This window comes from Phycisphaerae bacterium, assembly GCA_019636475.1.
Lineage (GTDB): Bacteria > Planctomycetota > Phycisphaerae > UBA1845 > UTPLA1 > JADJRI01.
In genome coordinates, this window is record JAHBXN010000002.1 from 360,853 (window position 1) to 377,278 (window position 16,426).

At 60.9% G+C, this 16,426-nt stretch carries 8 protein-coding genes and 2 pseudogenes; 4 read left to right on the forward strand and 6 right to left on the reverse strand.

Translation table 11 applies throughout. From position 1 onward, the window contains the following. Positions 1-114: 114 nt before the first annotated feature. The 3 genes and pseudogenes from KF841_04535 to KF841_04545 form a co-directional block, all read right to left on the reverse strand. Positions 115-597, reverse strand: a pseudogene (locus tag KF841_04535) (lamin tail domain-containing protein). Positions 598-795: 198 nt separating this feature from the next. Further along, positions 796-2,748: pseudogene (locus KF841_04540) on the reverse strand (lamin tail domain-containing protein). Between the two features lie 339 nt (positions 2,749-3,087). Next, on the reverse strand, positions 3,088-4,011 hold the full coding sequence (locus KF841_04545) for a prepilin-type N-terminal cleavage/methylation domain-containing protein (protein ID MBX3394618.1): 924 nt from the start codon (positions 4,009-4,011) through the stop codon (positions 3,088-3,090). A 410-nt stretch (positions 4,012-4,421) separates the two neighbouring features. Here KF841_04545 and KF841_04550 point away from each other — a divergent pair, with 410 nt between their 5' ends. The 4 genes from KF841_04550 to gatB all read left to right on the forward strand — a co-directional run bounded on the left by KF841_04550 (position 4,422) and on the right by gatB (position 10,402). Continuing rightward, positions 4,422-5,894, forward strand: a complete 1,473-nt coding sequence (locus KF841_04550; protein MBX3394619.1) for a DUF2252 family protein — start codon at positions 4,422-4,424, stop codon at positions 5,892-5,894. A 62-nt stretch (positions 5,895-5,956) separates the two neighbouring features. Continuing rightward, a complete protein-coding gene (locus KF841_04555; protein ID MBX3394620.1) occupies positions 5,957-6,685 on the forward strand; it encodes a response regulator transcription factor in 729 nt (242 codons plus the stop codon). A 157-nt stretch (positions 6,686-6,842) separates the two neighbouring features. Continuing rightward, positions 6,843-8,792, forward strand: coding sequence for a HAMP domain-containing protein (locus KF841_04560; protein ID MBX3394621.1), 1,950 nt, complete (start codon positions 6,843-6,845; stop codon positions 8,790-8,792). Between the two features lie 113 nt (positions 8,793-8,905). Continuing rightward, positions 8,906-10,402 carry an Asp-tRNA(Asn)/Glu-tRNA(Gln) amidotransferase subunit GatB gene (gene gatB / locus KF841_04565; GenBank protein ID MBX3394622.1) on the forward strand — a complete coding sequence of 499 codons (1,497 nt, stop codon included), beginning with the start codon at positions 8,906-8,908 and terminating at the stop codon, positions 10,400-10,402. A gap of 55 nt (positions 10,403-10,457) precedes the next feature. On the opposite strand, the gene KF841_04570 is transcribed toward gatB, so the two are convergent. From KF841_04570 to KF841_04580, 3 genes are all read right to left on the reverse strand, one after another. After that, positions 10,458-13,619, reverse strand: coding sequence for a PKD domain-containing protein (locus KF841_04570; protein ID MBX3394623.1), 3,162 nt, complete (start codon positions 13,617-13,619; stop codon positions 10,458-10,460). 321 nt (positions 13,620-13,940) lie between these two features. Next, positions 13,941-14,606, reverse strand: coding sequence for a glycerol-3-phosphate 1-O-acyltransferase PlsY (gene plsY, locus KF841_04575; GenBank protein ID MBX3394624.1), 666 nt, complete (start codon positions 14,604-14,606; stop codon positions 13,941-13,943). A 208-nt stretch (positions 14,607-14,814) separates the two neighbouring features. After that, positions 14,815-16,212, reverse strand: coding sequence for a diguanylate cyclase (locus KF841_04580; GenBank protein ID MBX3394625.1), 1,398 nt, complete (start codon positions 16,210-16,212; stop codon positions 14,815-14,817). Positions 16,213-16,426: the final 214 nt, after the last annotated feature.

The window sequence follows — 16,426 nt, forward strand, 5'->3', positions numbered from 1 at the left end:
CCAGGCGCCGTTGGTAGCGGTGCATGCTTCCTGCGTCAAACCATCGTCACATTCTCCGGTGATGCGACAGCACGCGCCAACCGGATCACTGCCTGCACAGGCGTCGGATACGAACACGCCGGGACTTCCGATCGCGCCACCGGCGCTGACCGAGTTCTGGGCATCGCCGACGGTGGAAAGAACCCAGTTCGCGATGTCGTTCTGACCGAGCGCGAAGCTGCATGGCCAACCGGATGCGTTCTGCGTCCGAATCGTGCCGGGGAACGTCTGATCGCCGTAGGTGAGCCGATCGACCAGGGTTCCCGACGAGTCGAATATATTGATCTCGTCTTCGCGACCGAGGTTGTTTCCAACTCCGTCGAGGCCGAGGTCGCCGAGGACCTTGACGGTGGGAGCAAGCCCCCAGTGCGTCCTAAATGCAGCGGCGGGTGATTCGGTGATGATGGCCGATTCGCCGACCGCAAGCGTGCCGATGGCGCTCAGATCGAAGGCGCCCTGAAGGCGGGCCGAGTCGTCAAAGCTCCAGCCGGTGAGGTCGACGGGACCGTCGTCCAGATTGGTGACTTCGATGAATTCCCCGCCGGGCCCGGAATACATGTATTCGGTGATTCGCACGACGGCGTTGCTGGGCTGGGGACAGGTCACGGTGGAGCAATTGACGCCATCGCCCTGATAGACACCGCCCGTCGCCTGGCAGTAGGCCTGTGTCACACCCGGAAGGGAGGAACAGATTCCGGCCGTGCAGCAGGCACCGTTGGGAATGGTCGTGGAACAATCGCTGACCGTGAATGAGCCCGGGCTGCCGACATCGCCTTTCGCGGAGAATCGAGAGTTCTGGGCATCGCCGCCAATGAGCGACAATCGCCAATCCGCAATCGCGTTCGCGCCGATGGCGACGTCGCAGGGCCAGCCGGAGAAATTCTGGGTGCGAATCGTGCCGGCGAAATTCTGGTCGCCGAAGGTGAGTCGATCCACCAAGACGCCGGCTGCGTTGTAGAGATTGATCTCGTCGTTCCGGCTGAGGTTCACATCGAGTCGGCCGATGATCTTTGAGCCGATGATGTTCCAGTCGATGGCAAACTGCGCGCGATCGGACTCGACAAGTATGACGGACTCGCCGGGCTGAACAATGCCGAACCCGGACAAATCGACCTGCCCCGGCAGGTTCGCACTGTCGGAGTAACTCCAGCCGGTCATATCGACGGCGCCGCCCGAGAGATTGGTGAATTCGACAAATTCGCCACCGGCGCCGCTGTACATGTACTCGGTGATCCGAACGGCGGGCGGTGTTTCGGCGTTTCCGCAAGCCGGGCACTCAAGCAGAAACGCATCGACGTCCGCCTGGGTGATCGCGGCGGCGTTCGTGCCTCCTGGACCGTCGGTGAGGTCCATTTCCCGCATCATTGCCGTGAGTTGAAATTCGACGCCTTGTCGGAGGTAGCGGTCGTAGGATACTTCATCGCCACTGTTCGGGCTGGCCGGCGTGGGATCGTAGACGTCCGGCTCGGTGTCGTCGAGTGTATTGCCGACGCGGTCTTCAATCAGTCGCCGATCGATCTGATTGACAACGCCGTCACAGTTGAAATCTCCGCGAGTGAACCGGAATTGCTTTCGATTCGCGTCCGTCGGATGATCGTTGAAGATTCCGGGCGTCAGCTTGAAGCCGACGATGTTGATATCCGTGAATTCGTAGGCCCCGCTCGCATTCGGCAGACAGCCTGGATTCGCGAAATCGTCCGGCTCGGGATCGCAAAATCCGGTGAAGCGGATGGCGGTCGAATCGGTCGGTCCCTTCGTGAGGGGATGACCGGTCAGGAGATCCATCGCCGAGCTGTATTGCAGGAAAGTCGGGCCGGGGAAGACATTCGCGATTTCGCCGTAGATAAACGACTCGTCCGCGATGGTTGTCGGCTTGATCTCAAAGGGAGCAAGCGCGTTTCCAACGGATCGATAGCCGCGATAGGGGTTTACGATGTAATATCGGTAGCGGCTGATGGCGTCGGGGTTCACCCCGGGCGTGTCGCTGATCTCCCACTGCGGATCCCGGACATATTCCTTTCCGGCCTGGTTTGACCAGGCGAAGTCGTCCACCATCTGGTAGTGTTCGACGTTTGCCGCGGGTTCGCCGGTGTTGATCGTATTGACTTCGGTGCCGAAATCGACGTGGTCGTCGAAGTTGACATCGTGTCGCACGTCCTTGTGAAAAGCATAGCCGGGGCCATATACGCTCGCGCCAAATTCGTCGATGGAATGATGCGTCCGTTTGCGCACAAGCACATAGGTGGACGACCCGCTGTCGTCGAGGCCGCCGGCCGTGTCCGGACTTGTGGGGATGTGAGCGGCCGTGAAACTCACGACAGTAGTCGCGGGGGGAATGAGATTGAGGTCAATGAGATTGGAGAAACCGAGCGTGTCGTTATAAAGCACGAGGAAGCCGTTGGAGCCGAGCGTCAGCCCGTCGAGGGAGTATGCCTCGTCGATCTCCGGGACGACATCTCCCGGATCAATCACGCCGTTGCGATTGAAATCCTGTCCGCCCTTGAGTAAGCCGATGGCGTAACCCGTCAGGTCCATTCCGGGCCGACCGTAGAGTTCGATGTACTCCCATTCGGCGTCAGTACCGGGTGGGTTTTCGAACACCTCGTTAATCACGACCTGGGCTGACAAGCCGGCCGGCATCGTGATGCCGACCGCCACAATGATGGTACAACCTAAGGCGAATACCGACCATCTTGACCGCTTCTTCATCAATCCACTCCCTTCATTTGCTGATTTTGATTAATCCTGCACTCGGCGTTTTCACTTCGATATCGTTTAGCCGGTTCACTGCGCGGACGGCCGGACGCGGGGAGCCGTAAAACGGCGCGCACCGCGGGGCCGTCTTCGCGTGGTATCCGGACTCCGAATCCGCGGATTGATCAGCCGGGACAACGAGTGAGGCCGAATCGCAGGGGGCTGCCCCGCACGCGACGGCTTTCTCGTGATTCGGCGAATTCGCCATTACCCGGCCGGTCCCCCATCGAGTTATAGCGATGATGCCAAATCAATGACACCCTCGGCGAACAGACCGCGCCCACGCGCGATCAATCACTGCAACTCAAACCGGCTGTTTGAGCGGCGGCCGATGCTCAAGACGCCGTCGAATACTTCGTTATTCAGGTCCTTTTGACCGTGTGGCGTGGTCGTGGTCAGGATTCCGAATTCGCCATCGCGATCCCGGTCCGTAAAGCTGCCGACATGACCATCTGCAAAGAGGACATTGGCGCGAATCCGATTGTGCTGTTTGAGCGGATTGAAGGAACCCATTCCGTGAGCCGGGCCGAAATCCACGAAATTCTGGGTGCCGTACGGTCCGGCGAAGGGACCGTCCGTCATGGTCTTTACGGCGCGTTCACCGAGTACGTAATCCGTTGGATCAGTGCGTCCGTCGCTGATGAGGGGGACTCGCGAGGACTGCGTATTCTTGAGGCTGCTGAGACTCAGCGCGCCGAATGTGACCTCAAGGCTTCGCAGGCTGCCGCCGCCGGAGGCGGGGTTATATTCTGTGCGGCCCATGTACCAGGACTGGGTGTAGTTCGTGTTGTAGCCTCGATCGATCAGATCGCGAGCCTGATCCGGACCGTAGGTGCCTCCGTTGGGACCGAGTTTCTGGTTGTAGCGTGCGGGATTGGACGGGCACAGCATCTTACCCGGGAAGCCGCTGTTTGAATTGACCAGGTCGGCAACCCATCCGACGGTATCGACGGGGCCGTCGCGGCCCGATGCGACCTCCGGATCGAACGATCCGCTGCAGAGAAACTCGTCATTCATGTTCGAGTAGCCGAGGAAAGCGCTGCCGAACTGCGCGAGAAACGCCTTGCACTGCGTCTCACGTCCGCGCTCCCTCGCGGCACCGAGAGCGGGCAGCAGAATGGAGATGAGAATCGCGATGATCGCGATGACGACCAGAAGCTCGATCAACGTGAAGGCCCGGCGATGCAACATGGAAACCTGCGATGACTTCGGCATCATCAATACGCACCTCGACAATGGAATCACACGATCTGCGTTGTGCCCGAGTTGGCCCGGGCACAGTCCATCACGCCTCATGCCCCAGCCGACCTTGCGGCCAGCCACGGGCACCGCAAGGCTCGATTCTTTCCCCTTCGAGCAAGCACGGCCTACTGGAGGGGGGAGACTAGACGTGGGCTGTGTGACGAACATGATCGAATTATTAAGTTTTCATGAATCGCGGGAGAGTTCGCGAGATCGCCGGGGCTGTGGAATTCCGCGGGAGCTGCAAGTGAAGGAAGCCGGGTGACACATACCAGGCTCCGGCCTGGCGAATATTCGCCCGTCGATCATTCGTTCGGCCAGGGTTTAACGAAAACTTATTGTGAGCGGAATTACTCGCGGCAGACCGCGGCGGTAAGATGCCACCGATGACTTTCCGAAATCGCGACGCAACCCGGCTCGCCCGCCACGCCCTAAACTTGCGTGTCGCCTTGCTCGCGGCAATGATGGCATTTGCTGCGGTCTCGCAGCATGCCGACGCCGATGAGGTTCTCGGAACGCTTCAGCGGATGAATTCACATCTGTCGACGGACATCCCGAACGCCCTGCCGATCCGAATCAACAGTCTGCGCCGCGGACCGAACGACTTCTTTCGGGGCACCGCGGATCTATTTTATTCGTGGTGCCGTGAACATTGCACTGAATGGGCAGCAGACCGGGACGGCGTGGTTCAACTCCACGGAGATATTCACGCGGGGAACATCGGCACCTATCGAATCGGCGGCAATTCCGGCGAGTTGTGTTTTTCGCTTGTGGATCTCGACGAGACGTGCGCCGGTTATTTCGCGTTTGATCTCTTGCGGGCGGCGGTTTCGCTGCGATTCGCCGCAATCGAAAACGGCATCACGCTTTCCGATGAAAAGTGGGAAAGAGTCAGCGAGCAGTTGTGCGACGGCTATGCGAGCGGGCTGTGCGGCGATGTGCCGGACGAACGGCTTCGGTCTGAATTTCCGGTCGTCCGGGCGCTACTCGCGAAGGCCGAAGAAACCGACGCCGCCGAGTACTTCGGGAGATTCGTCGATCGTAGCGATGGTACACGGTTTAGAGACGTAGTCATTAAGAAGGGCCGAGTCGCCGACATCAACGAGACAGTCGATTCCGACGCGCGGTCCGCCGTTGTTTCGTCGCTTCGGGGATTTTTTGACGGCGAGTCAGCAGCAGCCCGACGTCGGCAAATTGGCATCAAGGATGCCCGCGAGCTCGACTCGGCGGTGCTGGATGTGGTGCGTTGGACGCGGCTGGACAGCAGCGGCAGCCAGGGCGTTCGGAAGTTTCTCGTCCTGCTGAAGGCGAACGGCGGTCCGGGCGCGGACATGATGATCCTGCAACTCAAAGAGGAGCCCGCACCGGCCGCGGAACGGGTCGGACTGGTCAAGCCAGCCTCGGGCGCCAATCGTGCGGAGGCGGTCGCCGCCGCTCACGTGCCACTTCAATGTCACCATTCGGAATGGGTTGGCGCGGTCGTGATGGGCGGCGTGCCTTGTCTCGTCAAACCCAAGAGCCCCTATTCCAAGGAGCCCTCAGCCAAGGATTTGAACAGGCCGCGGGAGATTGAAGAGATGGCTCGGCTGATGGGAACGCTGCTGGGTCGAGGTCATGCGAATTCGATCGGCAACGACCCGGGCCGAATTGATGCGATTCGCGAGCGCCTGCGAGCCGCTGCGCCGGTGCTGAACAATCGGTCAGCCGACGCGGCCGTTTTCCTGCGCGAGGCATACGAGTCATTGATAAGAAACCCGGATGCCGCCCGGCTCAGCCAGGTGGCTGAGTCATGGATCGCTGAACGAACCGGCAGACACACGAAGTCGGCGGGCAAGAAGAAGCCGGGGCGTTCCGACTGAATGGAAGATGCAGAGAGATTATGATTACCGCCCGACAATCAGTCATGGTTGAGCAAGCATATATGTCCAACAATGCGAGGCTGCGAAAGTCGATACTGGTCGTCGAGGATGAGGACGATCTGGCCAAGGCCGTCTGTTTTAATCTGGAGCGCGAAGGGTTTGACGTGCGCCGGGTCGATAACGGCAACAGCGCCCTCGTCGAAATCCGGCGCGATCCACCCGATCTGATCGTGCTGGATCGGATGCTGCCGGCAAAATCCGGGGACGAGGTCGCGCAGGAGATTCGCCGCGACCCCGCGACGGCTTCGATTCCCATCATCATGGTGACGGCGAAGGCGGAGGAGTCGGACGAGCTCGTGGGTTTTGCACTCGGCGCGGACGATTATGTCACGAAGCCCTTTTCGCCGAAGGTTCTGACCGCGCGCGTCGCGGCCATGCTGCGCCGCGGTGAAATCCCGAGCAATGACCCGGAGATTCTCCGCGGAGGCCCGTTCTCGCTCGACCGCAACCGCCACGAACTGAAGCTGGAGGGAGTGTCGCTGGGCGTCACGGCGACCGAACTTCGCCTCCTTGCCGCGTTGATGAGCGCGAGCGGCCGGGTGCTGGATCGTGGGACCCTGATCGACCGGGTGCTGGGGCAGGGCGCGGTCGTCCTTGATCGGACCATCGACGTACACATCACATCCCTTCGCAAGAAACTGTCGGCGGCAAACCCCCGAGCGGACTACGCCGGGTGGATCCAGACAGTACGCGGGGTCGGCTATTGCTTCCGATCGCCGACCGCGGAATGAGGACGGTCCACAGCGAACGGCGCGCCTGGTTTCGCAATCGAACGAATCTCGAATTCGACATTACCGAATCGGGCCATGCCGCGCCGAAATCGCGGAATCGACGATTTGCGCTTTGACTCCTACACTATCGCCTGACATACATTGAGCGAGCCCCAACTTGAAGCTACCCGGTCGATTCTTCTGGAGGCTGTTCCTCGGCAACGCCTTGCTCATCGCCGGCGTTCTCGGCGCATCGGTCGCCCTCATCGTTCGCGAAGTTGAAAGCACTTACCGGTCCAACCTTACACACCGGCTGTTCGAGCAGGCGGCCGCCCTGAAGGCGGAACTGGCTCCGCTCCTCGAACCGGCGAGGCATTCAGAACTGCAATCGGCGATTCGCCAGATCGACAGACTGAATCTCGCCGCGATTCGCGTGACCGTTGTCGCGCTGGACGGCCGGGTGCTCGCTGATACGGAGGGCGACCCCCATTTGATGGAGTCTCATGGGACGCGGCCGGAGATCGTGTGCGCTCTGGAGCGCGGCCAGGGTGAGTCCGAACGCTGGTCCGCCACGGTGAAACACGACATGAAGTATGTTGCAGCGCGCGTCGAGAGCCCGAACGGATCTCCGCTGGGCACGGTTCGCGTCTCGATGCCCGTTCGCGGCATCACCGCGCAGACAGCGACGATGACACGGCTGATCTGGCAGACCGGCGCGGTGGGCCTTGCCGCGGCGATCCTTCTGGCGCTGGGTTTGGCCTATATCTGGAGTAATCCATTGCAGCGCATCACGGAGACGGCCCGGACACTTTCGCGCGGGGATCTTTCAGCCCGGATCGATGTCGCGGGCAATGACGAGATTGCCCAGGTTGCCCGATCGCTTAACCGGATGCGTGAGTCAATCGCGCGAAAAGTGAATACCATCGAGCGTCAGAGCAAGAACCTGGAGAATCTCATCCGCAGCCTGAGCGAGGGCGTCATTGTCGCAGGTCCCGACGGGCGAATCGTCCTCATGAATGACGCAGCGTGCCGGCTGCTTGGCAGCCCGCCGCCCCCGGGAGTTGATACAGCGGTCGCGGGCGGACAACTGAATGCGACCAGCCGGCTGTATCCGGACCTGCTGGTCGGACGGCCAGTGGGTGAATGCGTTACGCAGACGGAACTGGTTGAGTTTCTGGTCGGCTCAAACGAGGTGCGCGACATTGCCGGCTCGGACGCGGCCGATGCCCGACATGATCGCGGTCCGACCGTCGAGCCGAATGTCAAGGAACTACGGCTCCAAATTGAGCGAACCGCAGGCCCGGTTCATCTGCTGGCGCGCTGCTCTGAGATCGGCCTGCCCTCGACAGATCGTGACGATGTGGGAGAGATCTCCGGGCGGCTCGTGGTCCTGACGGACATCACGGAGCTTACGAAGACGATACGCATGAAGACTGACTTCGTTGCGAATGCATCGCATGAACTTCGCACGCCGCTCTCCACGATCCGTGCGTCGATTGAGACACTGGAGCAGATGAGCCTGGCCGACGATCCAGCGTCCGCAACGAGCTTCATCCAAGTGATCGCGCGAAACACGCTTCGACTGGAAGAACTGGTCAACGACCTTCTGAATCTGTCGCGGCTGGAATCGGCCGCGACGGAGTTTCATCCGGAGGTCATTGAATTCGACGAATTCCTCGCCGATCTTCAGACCCGCTTTCTGAGCGCAGTCAAATCGAAGGGGCTGCACTGGGACATGGTGTGTCCGGAGAATTGTCGCGATGTCGTTGTCAACGGCCGTCTGCTGCAACTCGTCCTGGACAATCTTGTGGGCAATGCGGTGAAGTTCACGGAGAAAGGCGGCCACATCTGGCTGAGCTGCGCGCGGCTGGGCGCTTCGGTGTCGATCGAGGTGCGCGACGACGGTTGCGGCATTCCGAAGGAGGATCAGGATCGCGTATTTGAACGATTTTATCAAGTTGAGCGTGCGCGTTCGGGCGTGAAGCGCGGCCTGCCCGGCGAGCGCGGCACGGGTCTCGGTCTTTCCATCGTGCGGCATGCCGTCGCCGCGATGCACGGCACGGTGCTGCTCAAGAGCCAGCCGGGTAAAGGCACAAGCGTCACGATCTTTCTACCTCAGCCTGCATAGCGGCCGCGAGATTCCCGGGGGGTAACCGGCTGACCGGCCGTAGTCACAACCTGGGACGGCCTGATCGCGGCAACCCGCGACAAACCCGCGCCGGGTCGCGATAATCCCCGGCAATGACGACGCAAATCCGCCCCATCATCGGTCTTGAAATTCATGTCCAGCTTCGCACGCGCACGAAGATGTTCTGCCCGTGTGAAGTCCGTTTCGCCGCCGAACCGAACAGCCTGGTGTGTCCGGTCTGCCTCGGCTTGCCGGGCGCTCTTCCCGTGATGAACCGCCACGCCGTTGATCTGGCCCGCCGGGCGGGTGTCGCGTTGAACTGCCGCATCGCGCCATTCAGCAAATGGGATCGCAAGAGCTACTATTACCCCGACATGCCGAAGAACTATCAGATCAGCCAGTATGATCTGCCCCTTTGCGCGGACGGATTTTTCGAGATTCCGCTCGCGGACGGTTCGCTCAAGCGCGTCGGCATTCTCCGTGCTCACCTCGAAGAAGACGCGGGCAAAAACATTCACGAGGGGCTCGATCACACGCGCGTTGATCTCAACCGAGCTGGGACGCCGCTGCTGGAAATCGTCACGCAGCCGGACATCGAAAACGCCGAGGAAGCCTACACGTTCTGCGTTGAATTGCAGCGACTCGTCCGGTTTCTTGGGATCAGCGATGCCGACATGCAGAAGGGCCACATGCGGTTTGAGCCGAACGTGAACGTGATTATTGATCACGATGGTCGCGAATACCGCACGCCGATCAGCGAGATCAAGAACCTGAACAGCTTTCGCTCGGTTCGGCACGCCATCGATTACGAGATCCGTCGGCAGGTCACCACGTGGCAGTCTGATGTCGACTACACTCTTGAGAAGGTGGGCAAGCTCAATTTCGGCTGGGACGACGAACGAGAGCGCACCGAATTTCAGCGCGGCAAGGAGGAATCGCACGATTACCGGTATTTTCCGGACCCCGATCTGATTCCGGTCACGACGCAGGACGCCGACATCGAGACGCTGAGCCGTTCAATCGGCGAGCTGCCGGTCGCCAGGCAGCAACGATTCATGGACCTGTACGGCCTGTCGGAGAAGGATTGTGAGATCGTCCTGGCAGATGCCATGACGGCGACACTTTATGAAGCGGCCGCCGGCTCGGGCGTCGATCCCCGGATCGTTACCAAGCAGTTCGTCGGCATCTGGAAGAATCTCGCCGCAGCGGTGGGAGAGACGATCGCCTCGCTAGGCATCACCGCCCAGACCGCCGCCGACCTGGCGCGACTGGTCGAGGAAGGCACGATCAGCGCGACAGCAGCCGCCCAGGTGGCGGAGCGCATCTACCAGGATCGCGCCGGCGGGTATCGGCCTGTGATAGAAGTTGCCCAGGAGTTGGGTGTGATTCAGGAACGCGACGCGAGCGCCACCCTGGCATGGGTGGATGAAGCGCTTGCCGCCCATCCGCAGGCCGTGGCTGACGCGCTCGGCGACAACGAGCGGAAGGCCAAAGCCGCTCCGGGCTTTCTGCGGGGACAGGTAATGAAGATCTCGCAGGGCAAGGCCGACCCGAAGCTTGTCGGCAAGCTCATCGAACACAAGCTCGCCGAGCTTCGGAATCAGGCCTGAGCGCAGCAGGCCGCGCGCGTGCGGAAGCTTCTGGCCGCGGACGGACGCGGCATCATCACGGCACCGTCGTGAATGACCACACCGAGCCGGTTCGGACGCCGGCGGAGTTGATTGCATCTATCCGCCAGTAGTACGTCGTGTTATTCGCCAGTCCCGCGGGCTGATAGGAGCGGTCCGTCCGATTTCCCTGATACTCGGCGGATGCCGTCGTCGCATTCATCACGGCCGTCAGATCGGTGCCAAAGTAGACATCGTAGCTTTCGGCTCGTGCGGCCTCGCCCCAGTTGAGGCTGACATTGAGTGCGACGTTCGTCGCACCGGAGAAGGGAGTCGGCGGGCCGGCCTGCGCCGGGATGTCAATCGAGGTGAACCGCCAGAGATTCCCCTTTGTTCGCGTCGTGCCGTTGGAGGCGACGGAATCCACGCGCCAGTAATACACGGTGTTCGGACTGAGCGCGCCCGGGTCGATCTCCGTGACGTTAACATTCACAAGTGTTGTCGCACCCAGCAGCGTGCCGACTTCGGAGTCCGCGACATCGGACATGTTCGTACCGAAGTACACATCGTGCGAAACGGCTCCGACGCCGGCTGTCCACGAGATCGTCGTGTTTACCGACACGCCGGTCGCGAAATTCGCCGGCGTCGGCGACGTGGCACGACCCGGCCCGGTGCGGAACTGCCAGATCATGCCCTTGCGGACGCCCTGACTGGTGACCGTGTCCACGCGCCAGAAGTAGAATGTCAGGCCCTTCAGCACCATCGGCGGCTGGAACGGCGGCGCCGCGCCGAGGGCGAAATTACCCTGATATTCGGAGCTTGAGGTCGTCGCATCATTGACCGAAGCGAATGATTCGCCGAAGTACAGGTCGTGCGATTCGGCGGCGGCATCGGCCGTCCAGCCTAATGCCGGGGTGAGTGCTATTCCACTGGCACCATTGGCCGGCGACGGGTCGGTCGCCTGTCCGGCAATGGTCGAGAACATCCAGACATCGCCCCTGGTTTTGCCGTCGGCGTTGACTTCATCGACGCGCCAGAAGTATGTCGTTGCGCCGGCCAACTCCGTGTTGGGCGTGAAGGTTGTTCCGGCCTGATTGACCCGGAAGATGCCCGCGGACGCCGTTGTTGCCGCCGCAACCATCGCGGCATCGGTCCCGAGATACACGTCGTGCGAGGTGGCACCATCACCCGCAGTCCAGGACAGCGACGTATCAGTCGCGATCTGCTCGGCGCTGTCAAACGGAGCGGGGAGCATGGCCTTTTCCGGTGCGGTCTTGAAACGCCAGACCACACCCTTGGTCGTGCCACCGGGTCCTCGAGCGTCGATTCTCCAGAAATACTGGGTATTGCCGACGAGCAGTCCCGGATTGAAATCGGGCGAATTTACCTGGCCCTGGAACGCGGCATCGTCGGTGCCGGCATTCGAGACGGCGCTTTGATCCGTGCCGAAATAGACTTCGTAGCGATTCGCGCCCGTGGCCACGGACCACGACAGTGTCTTGTCGAGTGCCACACCATTGGCGTTATTGGCCGGATTCGGGCCGGCCGCGATCTCGGGCTTCGTACCGGTCGTGAAGCTCAGCACCGGACCGTCGTTCCGGCCGCCCGGTCCGATCGCGACGACGCGCCAGAAGTAGAGTGTGTTCGGAGAAAGGCTGCTTGATTCCTCAATGCCGAGGGTCGTGAAGCCGACGTCCTGGGTCGACCGCAGCGCCCCGGCGTTGCGATTCACGACCGCGCTTTCGGTCGTGCTGAGATAAATCGAGAAGAGCGTCGTCGGTCCGCCGCCGCCCACATTCCAGGACAGCGTCGGATTGATATCCTGATTTGTCGCTCCGTTGGAGGGCGAGAAAGCCCCCACCACGGAACCGGGTGGATCGGCGGTCGTGAAGCTGAACACATCACCCTTGGTCAGACCGCCCTTGCCGAGGGAGTCCACGCGCCAGAAGTAGGTCATCGAACCAAGCAGGGAATCAGGATCGTAGGTCGTGATGCCGGTCTTCGTCCGGAAGAGCGGACTGGTTCGGTCCGCCTCGGCCACATCGACCGCATCCACTCCGAGGTAGACTTCGAATTCCTCGATGTCCGTCGTCGCCACCCAGGTCAGGACCTGCTGAATGTCGACGCCGGTCTCACCATCCATGGGCGCGGGCATGGAAACCTTCAATGGCATGGCGGCCGTGCGGAAGCTCCAGACGTCCCCTTTTGTCGTGCCGCCCGGGCCGACTTCGTCAATTCGCCAGAAATACTCCTTGTCGGGCAACAATTCGCCGGGTACGTCCGCAGACTCATCCTCGGGGTCGAAGGAGGTTTCCGATTGATTTCCCTGGAACACGTCGTCGTCGGTTGTCGCGCCAGCGACGGCAGTCTGATTATCGCCGAAGTAAACGTCATGGTTCGTCGCGCGATTGCCGGCGCTCCACTTCAGCGAGCCGTTGACGCGCGCCGAATTCGAGCCATTCGAGGGTGACGGATTTCGCGCCTTCTGAGGCGACCGCGCAGTCTTGAACGTCAGGACATCTCCGGTGGTGGTTCCCAGTTCGTTTACGCCGTCAATTCGCCAGAAATACGACGTATCGGGATCCAGCGTCGCGGGCGGCTGGAACTTCGATGCGAGTTGATTTCCCTGAAACTCCGGCGCCGCCTTGTTCGCCGCCTGAACGGCCGCCTTGTCCGTTCCGAAATACACATCGTGGCTGACCGTAAGAATTCCGGACTTCCACCGCAATTCGACATCGAGTGCCACTCCATCGGCATTGTTCACCGGAACCGGCGCTGTGATGTTTCCGGGAAGATCTTCCGGAGAGGGATTGGGGCCCGGGCCGTTGCCGTTGTCGTTGTCGACGACGATGATGTCGGTTTCAATCTGATCGACGAAACCCGACGCACCGAAGATGTAGGCCGTCACCGGATAGGTTCCGGGTGCGGTGTAGCGGTGGGTCATCGTGGCGCGATCGCTCGGACCCTCGACGAAGCCGGTGCCATCGCCGAAAACCCAGTTCACGCGCGCGACTGCATTGGGATTCAATACCGCAGTCTCGACCGACAGCGCGACCGTATAGTTCGGTTGCTCAAAGAGCTGAACTGATGTCACCTTGCCCAGCGGCAGGATGATCGGACTGCCGCCGAGTCCATCGCAACCGGAGAGCGGCGCAAAAGCGGCTGTCGCGGCGGTGAACATGAACACGGCAGACGTGAAGCGGTTTGTCAGAACTCTCACGGCAAATCTCCCCGTCACGAGCCTCGAATCGGCTCGGACCACTTTTCTTCATGCTCCACTGCATCGTGTAAAATGCGAAGCCACGGCGTTGTCAGGCCGGCAGGCTTTGGTGACATAATCAGCGAGGTCTTACGCGAGCGTGTACCGCCGCGGCGCAGGCTGTGCGGCGGCTGCGGCGCGAGGATCGAGTACAGATCAGTCTACGTCGGGGGATGCGGCGGTTCAAGCAATCACGCCAACGGTGCGGGCCGGGCCGCCCCAATTTGGGACGCTGAGAACCGGATGATCAGGATCATCGGGAAGCGTGCGTCGTCGTCGGAACTAAGGCCGTTCGGCTCCGCCCGGGGATATCGCATTCGACCCGGACTGTCCGACCTTCGACTCCGTGCCCGCGAGCAAACGCCCGATATTGCTGCGATGCCGAAAAATCACCACTGCGGCTGCGACGAGCGTGAGTCCCAGCAATGGATAATGGTCCGACAAGGTCCACTCCATCGGACCCGACAGCGCCGCGAGGGCCGTCGGAACCGCCAGCGCGGCCAGAATCGACGCGAGCGAGACGTAGCGGGTGAGCAGCACGGTGGCTATCCAGACGATCAACGCCACGAGCGCCGAATAAGTGAGGTAGGGATAGATGCCGATAATGACGCCGAGCGACGTCGCAACACCCTTGCCGCCTTTGAAGCGTAGATAGATCGGTGCGGTGTTCCCGACGACACAACAAACGCCGGTCCCGAGCCAGAGCCAATCGCGAACGGCCTCCGAGATTTCCACGCCAAACAGCGCGAGGCACGGGGCAGCGAACACCGACGTTGCCGCGCCTTTCATCGCATCGAGCAGCAGGACCAGCATGCCCCATTTTCGTCCGAGCACACGGCCGACGTTTGTCGCGCCATAGTTGCCGCTGCCATGCCGGCGGATGTCAACACCGCGCGATTTCGCGACCAATAAACCGATCGGTATAGCGCCGATCAGGTATGAACCCATACAAACCGCGACGATCTGCCAACCCATTTGAATATGCACCCAATTGATCGCAATCGCGAAAACGCGCTTGCAGCGAAACTGGGCAGTGTACACGAAGAGGTCGGCGGGCGAGAGTCAGTTGGAGCGGACGTCGGTGTGGATTATTCGACGCCGTCTGATATCGTCTGCCGATCCGCCGAAATCGGCGCTTCTGCGACCTCGTGTTGGGTCAAACGGTTGAGCGTTTGGAATTAACAACCGGGCGAAGCACCGTGATGCGGTTCTTGCCGCCGGCCTTGGCGAGATAGAGCGCCTCATCGGCTAGTTGCACGAGTTGTTCGGGCTCTCCGGGTTGATCCGATGCCCGACTCGCCAGCCCGATGCTGAGCGATGCGATGCTGGCCTCGGGCAGTTCCCGAACCAGATCGCGGCGGAACATTTCGATGATTCGCTCAGCGGAGGTTCTTGCGTCATCCGACGCGGTTTGCGGCATCAACACGATGAATTCGTCTCCGCCGTAGCGCACGGCCACATCGGATTCGCGGATGCATTGCTTGATGATCCGCGAGGTCATCTTCAGCAGATCGTCGCCGAGTTGATGGCCGAGGGAATCGTTGACGCGTTTGAAGTTGTCGAGATCGATCATCACGCAGGTCAGATCCGTGTGATAGCGCGTCGATTCGGCGAAGAATTTGCTGAGCAGATCATTGAAGTGTCGCCGATTGTACAGGCCGGTGAGCGAATCCAGCGCCGCCAGTTCCTTGAATCGATGGTTCGCACGTTCGAGCGCTGCGGTGCGCTTCTTCACTCGCTCTTCCAGTTCGGAGTTCAGCCGGATCAGGTTGCCATGCGTTTCCTCAAGTGCGTCGGCCATGCTGTTGAAAGCCGATCCGAGATGGCCGATTTCATCGTCGCGCCGAATCGTGACTCGCGTATTGAGGTGGCCGGCCGCCAGTTCCCTGGCCGCGTCTCTCATCTTGTTAAGCGGCGACACGAGGCTTCGCACAACCTCGTAACCGATTGGAATCATCAGGAGCGTGATCACAATGGCCAAGCCGACGGTATCGCGGATGAGTCCGCTGATGCGGGCCTCCGCGTGGTCGAGACTCACACCGATTCGCACATAGCCGAGCGTCGGGCGGGCGTCAGAGGGCCGAGCCGAATCCGTGCTTCCATAGACCGGATACACGACGTCGATTCGCGACCCGTTTCCATCCACCTGCGTCAGTTGCGGGTGGTCAATCGGCTCGACGGACACCTTCTTAACGTCTTCGAGGAGGTAGCGCGTGATGTTACCGGCCTCCCGTTGAAATCCAGCCAACATCTCTCCTGCGACATCCGCAAAGATGACGTAGGTCACTTCACCGCCGCTCACGCAATTCGCCGCGATCTCGAGCAGATCCTCCCGATCATTTTCCGCGATCGGGCGCTGCGTCGTCGTCGCCAGCGCCCTGGCGATCTCTCGAGCATGCCGTTTGGTCTGTTCCAAGGTGATGCGCGTCGAAACTCGGAGCGATGACGCAGCGGTCACACCGGCCGCGGCGAATACCACAAATGTGAGCAGAAGGGTCGTCCGAAACTGGAGACCCGACAAGCTATGCTTCAATCTCCCGGCGATAGTTCGCACGCTCACTCCCACTCAGCAGAATGAACCGACAACCTCCCCCATTCCGTGGCGCGGACTCCGCACCGCAGAACGATCGGACGACTCGACCGGATAAATCATCGTCCAGAGGTCGCGGTCGCTGGAGAACTTATCGCGACAAGTTCCGGAAAGGGGACGCCGTAACTCATTCATTGACAGACAGTTCCCATCTGTTTCGCGATTCACGGCGCTTGCA

Excerpts from the sequence above, each read along its gene's own strand:
- KF841_04555 (MBX3394620.1), top strand. The coding sequence starts at position 5,957 with ATGTCCAACAATGCGAGGCTGCGAAAGTCGATACTGGTCGTCGAGGAT.
- gatB (MBX3394622.1), top strand. The coding sequence starts at position 8,906 with ATGACGACGCAAATCCGCCCCATCATCGGTCTTGAAATTCATGTCCAG.
- KF841_04550 (MBX3394619.1), top strand. The coding sequence starts at position 4,422 with ATGACTTTCCGAAATCGCGACGCAACCCGGCTCGCCCGCCACGCCCTA.
- plsY (MBX3394624.1), bottom strand. The coding sequence starts at position 14,606 with ATGGGTTCATACCTGATCGGCGCTATACCGATCGGTTTATTGGTCGCG.
- KF841_04545 (MBX3394618.1), bottom strand. The coding sequence starts at position 4,011 with ATGATGCCGAAGTCATCGCAGGTTTCCATGTTGCATCGCCGGGCCTTC.